Origin of the sequence: Ruminococcus sp. RTP21198st1_G1_RTP21198_201120 (assembly GCF_040924265.1) — a bacterium.
Lineage (GTDB): Bacteria > Bacillota > Clostridia > Oscillospirales > Ruminococcaceae > Hominimerdicola > Hominimerdicola aceti.
Genome location: NZ_JBCOMH010000006.1, coordinates 114,109 through 132,125 on the forward strand (window position 1 = coordinate 114,109; position 18,017 = coordinate 132,125).

Below are 18,017 nucleotides of genomic sequence, written 5' to 3' on the forward strand. Positions count from 1 at the left end.
TTATTTATAGCGTTTTTTTGCGACGCTTTGTAACTAAAAGTATTGTTGCAACAACAGTGACTGTTCCGCCTGCTGCCACGAATGGGATAACACCCATGCCGCCTGTTTCAGGCAGCTCTCCCAAGGTTTCCTCAGAGTTGTTATAGACCTGAACATACTGATCACCGTTCTTTGTCATATCAATGCAATTCTCATTTTCTGAGCCATTGTATCTGAAGTAAGCTTTGTATGACGATGTGCTTATCGGCTGACCGTTCACGTCTATCTCCTCAAACCAATAGTAATACTTATTGCCCTTGATGTCATTTTCTTCAAGAGAAACGGCATTTGACCAGTTGTTATCAGCCGTGAGCGTTATCTGCTTCCACAAGAATACTTCACCACTAGGTATCGCATCTTTATTAGGAACAGGTGTAACGTTCGTCTTCTCAGGTGTGCCAAGATCATTAGCTGTTACCTCATAAGAGCAACTGCTATCATCATTGACCTTTGCTGTAAGCTCAACTGTAACATCGGAAGTAATACCGCTGAGGTCAACTGTGAACTTGCTGGAATTATAAAGATCAGCAACAGACACACTTATATACTTACTTGAAGCGCTCCATGACGCAACACTCTGATTTTTGTCACCGTCCCAAACATCCTTATCTCTGTAGAACTCAGCAAGAACATCGCCAGACGAATTGATAAGCCTTACTCCGGAATATTTCATATCGCCCCTTTCGAGCCATGCGTTATTAAGGGTGAAGCTGAACTTAGCTGAGCCATACATGGTATACTCAGAGGCAAAGCTTCCGTTCTGAGCCATTTCTGCACCATTGCTTGTAAGGATCTTGAATTTAACATTCTGTCCCTTATCCATTGTGCCTGTAAACTTGTTATATTTTTCAGGCACATCAGCCTTATTTGTTGACCTATAGATATTGAACGTTACCTTATCATTGGTATGGGTATTGCTATCGCCGTCAGACCATGCCTTTTGCAGGCGAACATCCATATTTTCTACCTTCTGCGGGTTCTTGGTATTGACGATCGTATCAAAGCCCGTGGCACTGCCGTTATTTGAATAAGTATACGTAACGCCAAAGCCGTCAGGTATATTCTTTTCAAGAACATAGTAATACTTGTCCTTGTCAAGACCGTCAAGAGCTACCGTCCAATTCTTAGACTTTTCCAGAGAAACAGTTTTTATAAGTTTGCAATCTGTTGGTATTCCGTTATCTCCATTCACTCTTGAAGTTGAATTTGGTGCAACAGAGGACTCATAAACATCTGCCTCGATCTTGTCGATACCAGCAGGAAGCTCGCTGTCAGCAAGCTTGTTTCCAAGCTCATCACGCCATTCCTTCGTAATGTTAAGTCCCTTGACGTTCGTAACTGTAACATCAGTGTTTTTGCTCATTGCCGTTGCACTGTATACAGCCTCATATCCTGTTGCAAGATCGATCTCTTTGATATAGTAGTAAAGCTGCTTGTAATCATTGCCGACCTTTGTATATCCAGGAAGCTTTGTCCACTCATGTTTCCAATTGTTAGCTTCGTTAAGAGTTACCTCAGCACTGCCCCACTGAATATCATCTGGAACACCGCTTAAAACCTTAGTTGTAGACGAGCCAAGAAGAAACTTTACGCTCTCTGCCGAATGATTGCCGTTTCCATCGCTCCAAACCTTGCTTGCAGTTATCTTAAACTCTTTCAGCAGATTTGTTACTCTGAACATATCTCCGTTCTTCACGAACTGATATCCGTCCTCACCGACTTCACTTGGAACTACAGCCGGACGCACTTTAAAAGCAAAATATATAGGAGTTTCGTCAAGAAGATAACCCTCTGGACTTTGCTTTTCTATAAGCTTATAAAGATGACCCTCAGTATCTCCGGTGCCTGCGGCAGGTTCAAGGTCAAGGTTGTATGACCCGTCAGCATTTACATTGAATGTCTGCGCCTTATCCTGCGCCGAACTTCCCCAGATAACTGAATTTCTGTCTTTCGCAGCATTTTCTTTGAAATCTACTGCCGGGAGCCAATCGTATGTGCCATTTTCCAGCTTAGTGTATCTGTAGATCTCAAAAGAAGCCTTAAGCATAATACTATAGTCTCCGCTGTCTACCTTCATAAGCTTAAATGGCTCAACAGTTGTTGATGACGCCTTTGACTGATTTATCAACTCAAACTCGGAATCATTATCTTCACTGTCATTTACAGCAGAGCCGTTTGTGTCAAATGATATATTATTGAACACATGGACTTTATAGCCATCGTTCTCAGCGTCCTCATCATTTGCAGGACTTCCTGTATAAACGTAAACTAATTTCAGGTGACGCTGATCTGGAACGTTTATTTCAAGTTTCTTTACAAAATCTCGTGTCTTCGCAGTCAGTGCGGAACACTTTACAGCCGAAAGCATTTTTTCATTGCTGACTTCAGTGTTTGAAAAGCCGCTGCTATCCCTGTATTCATATTCGACTCTGAAAACACCGCCCGCCTTCTCAGAAGAAACCTCTTCCACAGGGACGGATATGCTTGAGCCAAAATCTGACCACTCGCTTCTCTTGTTGGCAAAGGCTTTTACTTCTTTGAAGCTGTTGCCGTCCATATAGCCATAAGCCACATAGTAACTCTTTATATTTCCGGTTTCGTAGCCTTCAGGCAAAGTTAGATCAATAGTACCCTTAGCGCCAACAATACTTTCACTTGGAATAAAGTTAGCGATAAACTTGCCCTTTTCGTTGGTAATAACATCTGCACTGCAAGAAACTGTGCTGTCAACTGCCTCCGGATCTGATATCACATAACTGTAATCACTCACAGCAAGCTCTGCACCCGTATCTGCGTCAAATACCTTGATAGACTTCAGATCCATGTCAACAGCGGAATTGCCATTTATGCTTACCGTTTTTGTCTGAACGTTACCCTGAGCGTCCTTTGTCTTAACTACAGCCGTGCCTCCGCACTTGATAACATCGTTGAGAGTTATCATTCCGTTTGTTGAGCATTTGAGCTTTTTAGGGTTAACATCAATGGTATAAGTTATCTCACAGCCGGTGGACTTCGGAGAAGAAGTTTTCTTCAAGTTCTTTTCCTTAACTGTCTGCGTCTGGCTTCTCTCCGGATATTTTCCAGCTTTATCCTGGACTGTGTTTTTGAACGCTGCAGTACCATTCTTGTAAACACCATTCTTAACATCATCAACCTTTACAAGAGTGCTGTAATAGAACGTCCAATACGTAGTGCTATATCCGGTTTTTACTAGGTTTATCTTATTTGTACCCTTATCATAGGAATATCTAAACTGATACCAAGGAGTCGTCGTAAGCTGATTGGTTGAAGAACTGCCGCCAGTTGAATATTTCAGATAATCATTATTCTCATATAAGATCATGCCAGATGGCAAAGTATCCACGATCTCGACATCTTCCTCATACTCATAAGTGCCGTCCTTATTGACATCAAGCCGCCAATCAAACCTGTAATACTCAACACCATTTACAGTAACAACAGGCAGGCTGCTAAGATCATGCACTGTGTCGCCTGCTGTGCTGCTTGCAGCGTCATACTTTTCATAAGGTGCTTTGGAGCTGTCGCCTATAGTAAACTTAGTCTTATCTGCACTAGGCTCGAATGTTTCACCTTTATAAGTAGCCTTGTTATTTACATTTATAATAGTACCCTCGTCAAGACCTGTTACATCTACGGTACTGCTATACTGTATCTGCACAAGGTTTATATTGTCAAATTCTTCACTATCATTGAACTTTATCTCAAACGAAGTGTTGTCGGCATTAGATACTACAGTGTAATTTGAACTGTCAAGCGGTTCATAGCTTCCTGTTCCATTTCTCTGAACATACATGATAATGGAATCAGTGTCAAGAACGCTCTTTATTGACTTACCATCATTTGACGTAGCGTTCATTATATCGCTTATAGTCTTGCCCCTAAAGGAACCGTTTGTCTGCTTGACCTCTACCTGCCACTTATATGTAACACTGCTTCCGTCCTGAGAAATGTCAAGAACTGTTTTTGACTTCTCGTTTACAGGTTTATAGTAAACTGTCTTGTCAGAATGGAATCCGTCAATACCTGCAGTATTTTTCACTGCATAATTTCCATTGCTGTCAGGGTCGCCAAGATCATAGTCAGCAACCTTTGTTTCATAGGAAATAACTACCTCGTTATTGTCACCTATTCTGTCAGGCAAAACAAGCTCACCGTCACTTGCAACTGTTGCATCAAAGGTATCATTTCCAACCTTTATGCTGACAATCTGTCCTGCTTTAAGCATATTGTCAGTTATTGTCTTGCCTTTAAGGGTAGAATTTTTGTCATTACATTTAACAGTTACTTCCCATTTGAGTATACCTAACGTGTTATTATCTATCCAACCACTTTTTGATATCTGATACCTATTATAAACAGTTTCACTTGATGTGATATCAGACCATGGTTGGCTTTTATCAGGTCTTTGCATTTTAACTGTATTTGTAGTTTCCGCCTTGTCAGGATCGATAGCTGTCACATACTCGATAGTAATTTTTGACGCTGTTGTTTTATCGTCAAACGTAAGCGTGTTTCCGTCAAGTGTGTATTTTACATCTGAACCATCATCAGCTTTAAGTGCAAAGCTTCCTGTCTTTGCATCAGGGAATGCTTCATCATAAAGGTGATAGCCCTTGAGGTCTGCACCGCTAGGGTTGCTTACAACAATTTCCCATGTGACTTCGTTATTGTCGTAGTCAACATTCTTGCCTGTTTTTGAGATCTTATCCTTCTTTGACTCAGAATAAATAGTTTTATCTGCTTTTACTCCATTTCCGTCCTTATCATATGTGGTGGATTTGTTTTCCACCTTACCTGACATAACGAAATTCGGGTCGCTTGTAGGATATGGGGTCGTGTAGCTTATGGTAACATTTTCTTCACTGAATCCATCGCTGAAAACAAACTTTCCGCTTGACGCGTCATAGCTTCCTGCACCCTCAGGTGAAACAGTGAAGCTTCCGTCAACAGCATCCTTAAAAAGCTCGTCCTCGATCCTGTCAAGAGGCTTCTTTGCAGGATTGTCCACTGTGATAGTCCACCTAACTCCGTCAGCAGTTTCGCTTGCGTCCTTTATGGCAGACATAGTGAGCGGAGTAAAACCGTCTATTTCAACCGTCTGACCGCCTATCTCAACAGTGGTCTTATCACCTGTATCTGTATCCTTACGCTTTACATTACCCTCAAAGCTTGCCTTACCGCTTATAGCGTCCTTCTCATTTTTATGTTGATATCGCTCGTCAAACTCAATAAAAAGATACTTCTTTCCATCTATCTCGTCGACTCTGTACTTACCTGAAATTCCATGTCCTTCATCGAAGTGAGTATCCTCGACATCGCCCCAGGTTCCGTCTGACGGTATACCGCCCTCGGGCAGGCTAACATTATCGTCGATAGGGAAATAAATATACCTATTGGTCATTTCGCCCTTGTCAAAATTAAATTCCACATTGAATTCGATCTTTTTAGATTGGTCTTTTCCTGAACCGACCGCATCATAGGATTTTATCGTGACGCTATTCGCATCCTTATAAGAATAGCTTCCGCCGTTATAGGAAACATCTCCACCTGCCTGCAATAAGTACCCTCAGTGGCACTTATTGCAGGCATAACAAGACTTGCCAGCACCGACACTGTCATAACTACAGACAGCACCACACCGAACAAGCGGCTGCGTTTTTTCCTTTCATTTTCTTTTAGATATTGCCGAACTTTACCGTTAAAATTCTGCAAAACGGATCACTCCCTCCGAATTTATACACTATTTATGATAAACGCTAGTCCACTGTGCCTATCCTTTTAAAAGGATATATCCTCAGTGAGACCTTTCCAAGCACTGCTTCCTCAGCAATACAGCCTATCCTCTTTGTACGGCTGTCAACAGACGTAGATCTGTGGTCGCCCATAACGAATATTCTCTCGTCAGGCACCTGATAAGGCAACTCGATATCACATTCTCCCAGAGCTTTGCCGTCAACATACGGCTCATTCAAGGTTTTTCCGTTGACGATAACAGTACCGTCCTCCTTGATATCCACCACATCTCCTGCTGTAGCGATAACACGTTTCAACAGTATCTTATTGTTATAATAGAACGCAACTATATCGCCCTTCTGAAAGCTTCCACGCTTTCTGCACACCACCAGCTCGTCGTCATGCAAAGTCGGCGTCATACTTGTACCCGTTACTCTCAAAACAGGCAAAAATAACATTGATATGATCACTGCTGCCGCTGCCACAACAAGAAGCGACGCCACGGTGCTGCGGAGTATCCTCAGATATTCCCGCCTTTCATGACGCTTTTTTACCACGCGCTCAAGTGTCTGGACATCAGGAAGCTCATTTTTTTTTAACACCTCGTTCTTGCTATCTGCTGCCATGATCTTCCTCCACTACCGGCTGCTCAACAACCAGCTTGTGACCTGTCAGTGCAGCTACCTGCCGCTCCAGCCTGTCAAGTCGGTCAGTGATACTTTTTTTATCTTCGAGCTTTTGAAGAAGCTTTTCATTCTCTGTGTTAAGCTTATCATATTCTTTTCGTAGATAAAGCATTAACTCGAGCAGCTCATTTTTTGACAATTTTTCAAGCGCCTTATCCTTCAAAAGCCTCACCTCCGACGCAGTATGCCTATATAATTACAAGTATTATATCACTTGATTTTCCATTTGTCAGTCCCACAATATATCATATTTGTATTTTATTACATATAAATATACTGATAGTTTACACAATATTGATTTATCATTTTTATAGTGCCGGCAGATGATAAAACGGCATATTTATTAGCCTTGAACATGAAACAATACGAAACCTGCGTTTTTACGCTAATTGCAACTTTCCCCCAAAAAATCTTTCCTATTTTGATTATAGCAGCCTGCATAGTCAATATTTTAACATTGTATACTAATACTGTATTTATTAATATTTTGTAAACTTTGATAAATAACTTTCTATCATTAGCCAAATATTAATTTAGTCCCAGATCGATCCTTATTTAACGACAAATGTTCACTGCAAAGCAAATAAACTTTACATGTCTACATTGACAAGCTTTCAAACTTTACACGTTCGACAAAGCAAAAAAATCGGCAAATTTCATGTATTCACCGATCTATCATCAATTTTGCTTTCTCACAACAGCATATTCATCATCAAGCCTGTAATAAGGACAGCTATATTCGCTGTCGCTCATTGATCTGTATGCTTCGTCCTCGTCAAGATCGACCATGCAGCAGTAACATTCACAATCCTCATCAAAAACGTAATTCACACAGCTTTCGCAACGGCTGACTATTTTCTTTGCCTTTGTCATAACAGCCTCCTATTTAAGCACCTTTTTAAGTATACTATTTATAAATACAAGTGCGTCCTTCATTTTTTTCATATCACTATCTGAAACGCTGGAAAATTTACCAAGTATATCATCAAGTATCTCGTTTTTCATCTTTTCCATAAAGCGCATAGCTTCGTCAGTGAGCCTGATGTTGATAACTCTGCGATTATCGGGGTTTTGCATTCTGATAACAAAGCCCTTGTCAACAAGCTGTGCCACAGCCCTTGTTGCCTGCTCATTAGAAGTGTTTATCTTGCTTGCAAGCTGTGACATTGTGAGCGTTCCCTCAATACATAGTGACAGCATTATTATCTGCTGAGTTCTTGTTATATCATACTTTTTCTTATCAAACGTATCAAATACCAATTTTCTGCTGAGAGGGTATATCTCATACATTGACATGATACATTCACGACGTACATTGTCTACCATTTTTACTTCCTCCACATAAAGCTAATTATAACGTATTTTCGTTGATTTTTCCACACACAGTAATTATAACATACGCTTCTCATTTGTCAATAGCAGAAATATATCAATATTTGATTTTGTTAAGTTATTCTTTTGGGGGTTTTGTTTATGAAGATAAATTATATGCGCATGGCAAGTTTTAGAATTTTACCAATTTACAAAAAGTTCAGTCGAAATTTCTGTAAATTATAGCTGCCAGCTTAACACAAGACGGTAAGAATGTGGTATAATAGTTAATGAAGTAAAAATAGATTATGGAGGTTTAAAGTATATGTTGTGTACTGAGTGTAAAAAAGAGCAAGAAAAACGTATTCCTAACGAGGAAAAAGAAAATGCACAGCCCGCCGAGAAAGTGTGCAGCGATGTACATACAACACTGAAATCAAAGCGTTCAGCCGCCTTGATACTTTTGACTGGTGCTACGCTTATGCTTATAATAGTGTTCATTCTTTTTTGGCTTATCATGTTGCCGAATCTGCCACAAGACAACAGCGTCCTTGCGAATAACTGTGCTAATATATGCCAGACCGCTAAGGAATATATTGGGATCTGATCTTCAAGACGATCTGCTCCTACCTTCGGGCGGGAGTTTTTTTGCTTTATGGCGATTTTACAAGCTTTTTACGGCACCTGCATTGACATCATATGCGTTTGGCGGTATAATAATACAGTATGATATAAGATGCCTTTCTTACGATAGGAGTTAGGAGAAATAAGAATATGAATAACAAGGTCTACGATAACAGAGAGTTATCATGGCTTAAATTTAACGAGAGAGTTCTTGAAGAAGCTCAGGACAGTGCTACACCGCTTCTTGAAAGATTGCTTTTTCAGTCGATATTTGCAAGCAATCTTGACGAGTTTTTTAGGGTGCGTGTGGGCTCACTTTATGATTCCTCGCTTGTGGACGACGATCATAAAGACAACAAGTCCAAAATGCGTCCATCTGAACAGCTTTCAGCAATATTTGAGCGTGTTCATGAGCTTATACCAATAAAAGATAAGACATACAAAGCTATCTGCGAGGAACTGGAGCTTAAAAATATAGTACATAAAAACATAAAGGCTCTCACTGAACAGGATAAGAAATTTCTTGAAGCTTATTATGCCTATGAGGTCAAGCCGTTTCTTAACGCCTTTATTATCGATAAAAGACACCCTTTCCCGTTTCTTGCAAATCAAAGTATTTATGCGGTTGCAAAACTCGCTTCAAAATCTGCCGTCACAGTGGGTATAGTTAGCTGTAACGAGAAATTCCAGCGTGTGATCTTTCTTCCTGATGACGAGGGGTGCATAAGCTATATCCTTGTAGAGGAGCTTATTCTCCATTATGCCGACAAGGCATTTGAGGGCTATAAAATAGAAGAAAAGGCTCTTATGAGAGTGACACGAAACGCCGACATCGACGTTGACGAGGGCTTTGACTCGGAACTTGATTTCAGACAAAATATGTCTGAGCTTATCAACAAGCGTAAACGCCTTTGTCCTGTAAGATTGCAGCTTTCAAAGCAAATATCCGACACTGTGCTAAACGAACTGCTTTCAAGGTTGGAGCTTTCAGAAAAGCAAGTCTTTGTGGAGAAAACTCCCCTTGATATGTCCTATGTGTTCGCTGTGTTTGACAAGGTGGCAGACAGAAAAGAGCTTTTTTTTCCGAAGCAGGAGCCGCAGCCCTCTGCGATGATAGACCCGTCAAGGTCAATGATAGAGCAGATAGACGAAAAGGATCTTTTCCTGCACTATCCTTATGAGTCCATAAAGCCTTTTATCAGGCTCCTTGACGAGGCGGCAAAGGACGATAGCGTTACGTCTGTCAAAATGACTTTGTATCGTGTGGCGAAGAACTCCAAGGTCATAAAGGCGTTGTGCAACGCCGCAGAAAATGGCAAGGACGTGCTTGTGCTTGTAGAGCTGAGAGCACGTTTTGATGAGGAAAACAATATAGGGTGGTCAAAGCTGTTGGAGGAGTCAGGCTGTCATGTAATGTATGGTCCGCAGGGACTTAAAGTCCATTCAAAGCTTTGTCTTATTACAAGAAAAGTTGGTGACAGCGTAAAGTACACTGTTCAGGTGGGTACAGGAAACTACAACGAAAAGACCGCAGGGCTTTATACCGACCTTTGCCTTATGACATCAAACAATGACATTGCTCAGGATGCTTGCGAGGTGTTCAGAACGCTGTCAATGGGCGAGCTTGTGGAAAGCTCAAAGGCACTTATGGTCGCTCCCCACTGTCTGCAAAATAAGGTAGTGGAGCTTATGGATAATGAGATAAGCATTGCAAGAGCAGGCGGTGAGGGATATGTTGCCGCAAAGCTCAATTCTCTTACTGATAAGGTGCTTATGGACAAGATAATAGAATGTTCTCAGGCAGGCGTGAAGGTAGAGCTTGTTATAAGAGGTATATCCTGCCTTGTTGCAGGTGTGGAGGGCGTTACTGACAATGTGCAGATACGCTCAATAGTGGGCAGATATCTTGAACACGCAAGGATATATATTTTCGGCACAGGTGTTCGCAAAAAGGTATACATATCCAGCGCAGACTATATGACAAGAAACACCACAAGGCGAGTTGAGGTCGCCGCACCTATCCTCAGTGAAGAAGTAAAAAAACGTGTCCTCGATATTTTTGACACCCAGATGCAGGACAACGTAAAAGCAAGGATAATGCAGCCTGACGGAAAATATGTCCGTGCAGAGCGTGGAGATATCGCCATTGACGCACAAAGCAGATTTTACGCTGAAGCATACGCCAATGCACCAAAGCCTGCTCCTGTTAATGATTCAAAGGCTGTCGAACCTGAAAAGGAGAAAAAGGGCTTTTTAGGCTGGCTCAAAAGGCTTTTCAGAAGAAAAAAGAAATAATATATAATGCGGTCATATTCTATATGGCTGCATTTTTTGTACAAAAAAAGGGACAGACTTTCGCCTGTCCCTTAAATTTTATTTATTACTTGTTGTCAGCAAAAGCGTTGTTGATAGCTGAAACAAGACCCTTGATAGAAGATACGATGATATCTGAGTGTCTGCCGACGCCCCAATACATCTTATCACCGCAGGAAATTCCAACATACGAAACAGCCTCAGATGTTGACTTTCTTTCAAGAGCGTGTTCTGTGTATGTTTCCACGGTAAAATCAAAGTTCAAAGCCTGCTTGATAGCATTTGCCACAGAGTCAAGACGTCCGTTACCCTCTGCTGTATGATCGTCTGTTACGCCGTTTACTGAAGCTGTAATAGCGGCGCAGATAGTGCCATTCTGCTTCTGAACATAGTGTGCTTCAGGAATATCAACAGGTGCGCACTTGTTGAGGTACTCGTCCTTGAATATCTTGTAGACCTCATCAGGCATAAGCTCCTTGTGCTTGTGGTCTGAAACAGCCTTTACCTTATAGCCAAAGTCCTCTCTCATCTTCTTTGGAAGATCGTAGCCGAACTGATTTTGGAGGATAAAGCCTATTCCTCCCTTGCCTGATTGCGAGTTTATTCTGATAACGTCACCGTCATACTCTCTGCCAACGTCATGCGGATCGATAGGAAGATAAGGAACTGTCCACTTGTCACAGCTCTTTTCTTTTCTCCAGTTCATGCCCTTTGCGATAGCGTCCTGATGTGAGCCTGAGAATGCAGCGAATACAAGTGCGCCTGAATATGGGCTTCTGTCATAAACCTTCATTCTTGTAACTCTCTCGTAAAGCTCTACCAGTGCAGGCATATCTGAGAAGTCCAACTTAGGGTCAACTCCGTGAGTGTACATATTAAGTGCGATAGTAACGATATCGGCATTGCCTGTTCTCTCACCATTGCCGAAACAAGTACCCTCTATTCTGTCAGCACCTGCAAGCAGACCCATTTCGCAGTCTGCCACTGCACAGCCTCTGTCATTATGTGGGTGAAGTGAAACTATAACGTTCTCTCTGTTGTGAAGAGTGTCGCACATATACTCTACCTGCTGAGCATAAACATGAGGCATTGACATTTCAACTGTTACAGGCAGGTTGATGATGACCTTGTTATCAGGTGCAGGCTGCCAGATGTCGATAACAGCGTTGCAAATATCTCTTGCAAACTCAGGCTCTGTGCCTGTGAAGCTCTCAGGAGAATACTCGAATACGATATTGCCCTTTGCGTGCTTCTTATACTCGTTACAGAGCTTTGCACCGTCTGTAGCTATCTTGATTATCTCTTCCTTAGACTTTCGGAAAACCTGCTCTCTCTGTGCAACAGATGTTGAGTTATAAAGGTGGACAACAGCGTTCTTTGCACCGTCGATAGCTTCAAATGTTTTCTTTATGATATGCTCTCTTGACTGTGTAAGCACCTGAATAGTAACATCATCAGGTATCATGTTCTTCTCAATAAGTGTGCGGCAGAACTCATACTCTGTTTCAGAGGCGGCAGGGAAACCTATCTCTATCTCCTTAAAGCCTATCTCAACGAGCTTTGTGAAAAACTCCAGCTTTTCTTCAAGGCTCATAGGAATGATAAGAGCCTGATTTCCGTCTCTCAGGTCAACAGAACACCATGCAGGAGCGTGGTCAACATACTCTTTTTCAGCCCACTTCATGCACTTTACAGGAGGCATATAATAGCCTCTCTCATACTTTTCTACGTTTTTCATGTCAGATCCTCCTTATAAATATAAAGCCGATAATTATTTTGATAGTGATGTGGAAAAGGGCATAAAAAAAATCGCCACTCCTACCAAAAAGGAGAGACGAGCTTTGCCGTGTTACCACTCTCATTCATATACGGCTCACACCGCATATCTCAGCCGCATCTATCAATGCGTATCTCTATAACGGGAGAACCCGTGAGCGGCTAATAAGATTTCACCGTTCAGGCTCGGGGACGAGTTATCACAAATTCCGCATACCGTCTTGCACCCACCGACGGCTCTCTGTAATGTCAGAACTTTGCTTTTGTTCCTGTCAACGCCTTTGTCATATTGTTTTTATTATACCCATACTTCCCGCTTTTGTCAATAGGACAATTGTCGATTTAACAATTTGTTAATATTCGGTGCTAAATCGTTTTTCCTGACGTTAAATGTAGGGGTAGGCGTCCCTTGCAAAATAATCTTAAAATATTCTTATTACGCTTTTCAAATGCTTAAAAGTATCTTAATTAGCCTGTCTGTCGGTTGACAAAGAATAAGCAATGGTCTATAATAATAGATGCTGGCTGAGGGGGTTACCACTCATACTTTTGTACAAAAGGGGATCTATAACATGATATTTGAAAGCATTAAAAAGCTTGTAACATATGGTCTGGAAAGCGGACTTATTGAGGAGAGCGACAGAGTTTATACTACAAACAGGCTTCTTGAAGCCCTTGACCTTGAGGAATATGACGAACCAGCGGAGGAGTTTTCTGACGTTGATCTTGAAAGCACTCTCAAAGAGCTTCTCGATTACGCTGTGGAAAAGGGCCTTACAGAAAATTCTATTGTATACAGAGATCTTTTCGACACAAAACTCATGGGGCTTCTTACTCCAAGACCGTCAGAGGTAGACACAAAGTTCTGGGGACTTTACAACCACCAGTCTGCAAAGGTCGCAACTGACTATTTCTACAAGCTTTCGCAGGACACGGACTACATAAGAAGATACAGAGTAAAGAAAGATATGCGCTGGATAGCTCCAACAGAGTACGGCGACCTTGATATAACTATCAATCTTTCCAAGCCTGAAAAAGACCCGAAAGCCATTGCGGCGGCAAAGCTTGCAAAGCAGTCGGGATATCCTAAGTGCCTGCTGTGCTATGAGAACGTGGGATATGCAGGACGAGTGAACTCCCCTGCAAGACAGAATCACCGTGTTATATCCCTTAAAATAAACGGCACAGACTGGGGACTTCAGTATTCCCCATATGTTTATTACAACGAGCATTGTATCCTTTTCAATAAGAAGCATACGCCTATGGTAATAGACCGTTCGGCATTTGAGAAGCTTTTTGACTTTGTCAGACAGTTTCCGCACTATTTCATAGGTTCAAACGCTGACCTGCCTATCGTTGGCGGATCTATCCTTTCACACGAACATTTTCAGGGCGGTCATTATACTTTTGCAATGGCGAAAGCCCCTGTTGAAGAAAAGATAGTTTTCAAGGGCTTTGAGAACGTTGACGCTGGTATCGTAAAATGGCCTATGTCCGTTATCAGAATAAACAGCGAGGACAAAAACGCTCTCGTTGACCTTGCTGACAAGATACTCAAAGCTTGGAGAGGCTACACCGACGAAGAAGCATTCATTTACGCTGAAACTGAAGGCGAGCCGCACAACACTATCACACCTATTGCAAGAATGAGAAACGGCAGATATGAGCTTGACCTTGTGCTTAGAAACAACATCACAACGGAGGAATATCCTCTTGGCGTTTATCACCCCCATCAGGAGCTTCATCATATAAAGAAAGAGAATATCGGTCTTATCGAAGTAATGGGTCTTGCAGTGCTTCCGTCAAGACTTAAAGGCGAAATGGAGAAGCTTGCTCAGGTTCTGGTCACAGAGGGAACAGAGGGTGTACGCCGTGACAAGCTGATAGAAAAACACGCTGACTGGGCTGAGGAGATATCAAAGAAAAACAATATAACAGCCGAGAACGTTCACGAGGTCTTGCAGAAAGAAATAGGCATCGTGTTCGCAAAGGTGCTTGAACATGCAGGCGTTTATAAGAGAAACAAAGACGGAAAAGCTGCATTTGAAAGATTTATAGACTATGTGAACAACAAGTAATAAAGAAAGAGGTGAACGCCCGTATCTCGCAGAAGAGATCCTGCAAGGGTGCGGGCATTTTTATGCTCAGATTTACAAGACAGCATATAAAGGAAACAGCAATAATTCTGGCAATAGTCATTTTTATAGGCACACTGTGCTTTTTAGGCTACAAAAGGCATATAAGAGATACGATCAATCAGGCTTATGACGTTACGCCTATATCCGCCATACAGTTACAGCTTGCTTCGTCATCAAAGGCTGATAAGCTTATGATAGTGGCTCACCCTGATGACGAAGTGCTTTGGGGCGGAGGACATCTTTATGATAAAGGCTATCTTGTTGTGTGTGTAACAAACGGAAGAAATAAGGTGCGTTCTCAGGAGTTCAAGGACGTGGTGACTGCCTCGGGCAACGAGTGTATAATGCTTGAATATCCTGATAAAGTCAGGGGTAAGCGTGACGATTGGGCGCTTGTTAAGGACGGTATCGAATCTGACCTTGAAAAGATAATGACCTGCAAGGATTGGAAGCTTATAGCTGTGCATAATCAAAAAGGCGAATATGGTCATATCCACCATGTAAACGTGCATAATTACGTCACTGAGATATACGATAAGAACGATATCCAGTGCGACCTTTACTGCTTTGGCAAGTATTACAAGGCTAGCCGTCTGAAGGTGGTGGGCAACACTTTGCCAAAGATATCAAAAGAGAGATACGAGTTCAAGAAAAAGCTTGCGGATATGTATACCTCTCAAAAGAAAACTGTAGACAAGCTGTGGCATATGGCTTATTATGAGGATTGGACGCTGTATAAACGCTACAGTGAACACCCTGAAATGAAAAAACAAACTGCAACTGCGCTGGGAGTGGCTGTGAATGAAGCTCAGTAAGAAAAATATAATACATCTGTGTGTGCTTACAGGGATATATCTTCTGTTTGTCCTTGCGCTCACAAGGTTTAAATACGCCTATGGCTCTGAGCTTGACTGGGGCGGACAGCACTATGCTATCCCTGATTATTTCAGAAAGCTCTTTTACAAAACAGGGGACTTTTTTCCCTCCTTTGCTCCGAACATAGGTTGTGGTGAGAACATCTATAATCTGTCATATTATGGGCTTTATTCGCCTATAATACTTTTTTCTTATCTTCTGCCCTTTGTGAAAATGTCCACCTATATACAGATAGTATCCATAATAGGCATTATAGCAAGCCTGTGGATATTCTATATATGGATGCGTCAGAAATTCACAGACAACACAGCGTTTGCACTGAGCTTTGTGTTTCTCTTTTCAGCACCCCTTATCTTCCACAGTCACAGGCACATAATGTTCGTGAATTATATGCCGTTCCTGCTTTTAGGCTTTATGGCTATCGAGGATTATTTTGAGGGCAAGAGAAAATACATGGTGACGCTTTGGGCATTTTTGATGCTCATGACAAGCTATTTCTTTGCAGTGTCGGGTCTTGCGGCAATGGCAGTGTATGGCGTTTACCGCTGGCTGAAAATAAATGAAAAGCCAACTTTCAAGAAGTTCTGTAAAGACGGAACAGCGTTCGCTTTCAGGCTTATCCTGGCAGTGATAATGGCGTGCGTACTTATCCTGCCGACACTGCACTGTATGCTCTCCGGCAGAGAGGCAGGCAACAGCCATGTTGATCTCAAGTCGTTCATACCAGGTGTAAACTTGAAATTCCTGCTCTATTATCACTACTCAATGGGACTTTGCCTTTTCACAGTGCTTAGCATAATATCGGCGGTGTTCTCAAAACAACGCTATAGAAGATTTCTCGGGATCGTTATGATGGTAATAGCCACCTGCCCTATAATAGTCTATATGTTAAACGGCACACTGTATGTTGACCCGAAAGTTCTTATACCTTTCCTTCCTCTTGGTATGCTCCTTTTCGGACACACCTATTTTGATATAATAAGAGGAAAGCTAAAGCTTAAACCACTTGCAGTGATAACCCTTTTAGTTGCATTGGCAGGAGTTTTCTGGTTCAAAACCACCAAAAAAGTGGAGTTTTATATTATCGCTGACTTTGTTGTGCTTATGTCGAGCCTGTTTGTATACAGACGTTGCAAAAAAGAATTCATACTTAATATAGGAATGTCCCTTTGCCTCGTGGTATCCACAGTATATGCAAACTTTGCAGACGAGCTTGTGCCTTTAAGAGAGCTTGAATATGATAACAGCAGTGATATGAATACACTTGCAGATTATGTCGGCTCGCAAGAGGAGATATCGAGAACTTCAAACTGCGTTGACGAAGTGAACACAGTGAATATGATATATAATGCAGATTATTACACCATGTCAATATATTCCTCACTGCACAATAAAGATTACAACAAATTTTATTACAGCGAGATATACAACGAAAATTCATACCGCAACACTTCCCTGACCACTCAGACACGAAGCCTTATTGCTGATATGTATTTTTCAAACAGGTATCTTATCACTGACGACCCAGTAAAGGCAGTGTCAGGCTACAAGAAGATAAAAGAGAGCGGAAGCCTTTCACTTTATGAAAACAATGACGTTCTGCCTTTCGGATATGCTACCAATGCTCTTATCGGCAGAAAAGAATATAATTCCCTGAATTATCCTTACTCAGTGGAAGCTCTTTTCAATAATATAATAGTTGAGGATAAGACGGAAAAGTCATTTTCATCTGATATCAAAAAGGTGCGCTCCATCAACTTTACAGAGTGTGACCAGATAAAGCGTGAATGGGGAAAATACACCATTGACGCCAAAAAGCCTTTCACTCAGGAGATAACGCTTCCCGAAACGCTCACGAACAATGAGATAATGTTTGTATCTTTCAATGTGAACAACGATATAAAGGGTGGCAGAAAGGACGCTTGGGTGTCCATAAACGGCAATAAAAACAAGCTCACTGCACCTGATTGGAAGTATTACAATAATAACAGACGTTTTGAATATGTCATAACCACAGGTCAGGACTATAGTGCAGACAGCGTTAAGGTGAAATTCTCTGACGGCAAGTATGAGATAACCAACGTTCGCTGTTATGTCATCGACAAAGACAGCCTTGTGCGTGATGTTGACCCGTTTATCATAGACAAGAAGACCTCTCACGGAGATGTGATAAACGGCACTATAGACGTTAAAAATGACGGCTATTTCACCATTTCCATTCCGTATACCGACGGCTTCACCGCTGAGATCGACGGCAAAGAGGTGCAGTGTGAAAAGACCGACACTGCATTCCTTGGCTTCAAGATACCAAAAGGCAGCCACAGCATAAAGATAACCTTTACCGCACCGTTGCTCCACAAGGGCATAGCACTTTCAGCGGCAGGCTTGCTGATATTCATAGCATTCGTTATTATTGACAGAAGAAAATCAAAAGCTTCAAAGTAGAAAAAAATAAAAGCGACAGAAATTTATATCTGTCGCTTTTTTTGTCGTATGTTTA

12 protein-coding genes and 1 other annotated feature are annotated in these 18,017 nt (G+C 41.7%); of the genes, 5 read left to right on the plus strand and 7 right to left on the minus strand.

The annotated features are described in order from the left end of the window. Positions 1-4 precede the first annotated feature (4 nt). From AB5627_RS05535 to AB5627_RS05560, 6 genes are all read right to left on the minus strand, one after another. Positions 5-5,617: a Cna B-type domain-containing protein gene (locus AB5627_RS05535; RefSeq protein ID WP_368369725.1), complete on the minus strand. Its 5,613-nt coding sequence runs from the start codon at positions 5,615-5,617 to the stop codon at positions 5-7. Further along, positions 5,545-5,772, minus strand: a complete 228-nt coding sequence (locus tag AB5627_RS05540; protein ID WP_368369726.1) for a hypothetical protein — start codon at positions 5,770-5,772, stop codon at positions 5,545-5,547. Before AB5627_RS05540 ends, AB5627_RS05535 begins: the two co-directional genes overlap by 73 nt. A gap of 44 nt (positions 5,773-5,816) precedes the next feature. Further along, the gene (lepB, locus tag AB5627_RS05545; protein WP_270762767.1) at positions 5,817-6,419 is read right to left on the minus strand and encodes a signal peptidase I; all 603 of its coding nucleotides are present in this window, start codon (positions 6,417-6,419) and stop codon (positions 5,817-5,819) included. Beyond that, complete coding sequence (locus AB5627_RS05550; RefSeq protein ID WP_022288299.1) at positions 6,406-6,642, minus strand: hypothetical protein; 237 nt, start codon at positions 6,640-6,642, stop codon at positions 6,406-6,408. Before AB5627_RS05550 ends, lepB begins: the two co-directional genes overlap by 14 nt. A gap of 515 nt (positions 6,643-7,157) precedes the next feature. Then, positions 7,158-7,352, minus strand: coding sequence for a DUF6472 family protein (locus AB5627_RS05555; protein WP_022288298.1), 195 nt, complete (start codon positions 7,350-7,352; stop codon positions 7,158-7,160). 9 nt (positions 7,353-7,361) lie between these two features. Beyond that, complete coding sequence (locus tag AB5627_RS05560; RefSeq protein ID WP_022288297.1) at positions 7,362-7,805, minus strand: MarR family transcriptional regulator; 444 nt, start codon at positions 7,803-7,805, stop codon at positions 7,362-7,364. A gap of 310 nt (positions 7,806-8,115) precedes the next feature. Between AB5627_RS05560 and AB5627_RS05565 the strand changes: the two genes are divergently transcribed. Then, positions 8,116-8,397 carry a hypothetical protein gene (locus AB5627_RS05565; protein ID WP_022288296.1) on the plus strand — a complete coding sequence of 94 codons (282 nt, stop codon included), beginning with the start codon at positions 8,116-8,118 and terminating at the stop codon, positions 8,395-8,397. A gap of 167 nt (positions 8,398-8,564) precedes the next feature. Continuing rightward, positions 8,565-10,709: a polyphosphate kinase 1 gene (gene ppk1, locus AB5627_RS05570; RefSeq protein ID WP_022288295.1), complete on the plus strand. Its 2,145-nt coding sequence runs from the start codon at positions 8,565-8,567 to the stop codon at positions 10,707-10,709. An 85-nt stretch (positions 10,710-10,794) separates the two neighbouring features. Here ppk1 and AB5627_RS05575 read toward each other — a convergent pair whose 3' ends face one another. After that, positions 10,795-12,465 carry a 2-isopropylmalate synthase gene (locus tag AB5627_RS05575; RefSeq protein ID WP_333635109.1) on the minus strand — a complete coding sequence of 557 codons (1,671 nt, stop codon included), beginning with the start codon at positions 12,463-12,465 and terminating at the stop codon, positions 10,795-10,797. A gap of 89 nt (positions 12,466-12,554) precedes the next feature. Then, positions 12,555-12,788: a binding site (T-box leader), on the minus strand. A 287-nt stretch (positions 12,789-13,075) separates the two neighbouring features. On the opposite strand from AB5627_RS05575, the gene galT reads away from it, so the two are divergent. The 3 genes from galT (at position 13,076) to AB5627_RS05590 (ending at position 17,962) form a co-directional block, all read left to right on the plus strand. Beyond that, complete coding sequence (galT, locus tag AB5627_RS05580; protein WP_117958093.1) at positions 13,076-14,581, plus strand: UDP-glucose--hexose-1-phosphate uridylyltransferase; 1,506 nt, start codon at positions 13,076-13,078, stop codon at positions 14,579-14,581. A gap of 62 nt (positions 14,582-14,643) precedes the next feature. Beyond that, positions 14,644-15,456, plus strand: a complete 813-nt coding sequence (locus tag AB5627_RS05585; protein ID WP_265290735.1) for a PIG-L family deacetylase — start codon at positions 14,644-14,646, stop codon at positions 15,454-15,456. Continuing rightward, positions 15,443-17,962 carry a YfhO family protein gene (locus AB5627_RS05590; protein ID WP_368369727.1) on the plus strand — a complete coding sequence of 840 codons (2,520 nt, stop codon included), beginning with the start codon at positions 15,443-15,445 and terminating at the stop codon, positions 17,960-17,962. Before AB5627_RS05585 ends, AB5627_RS05590 begins: the two co-directional genes overlap by 14 nt. Positions 17,963-18,017: the final 55 nt, after the last annotated feature.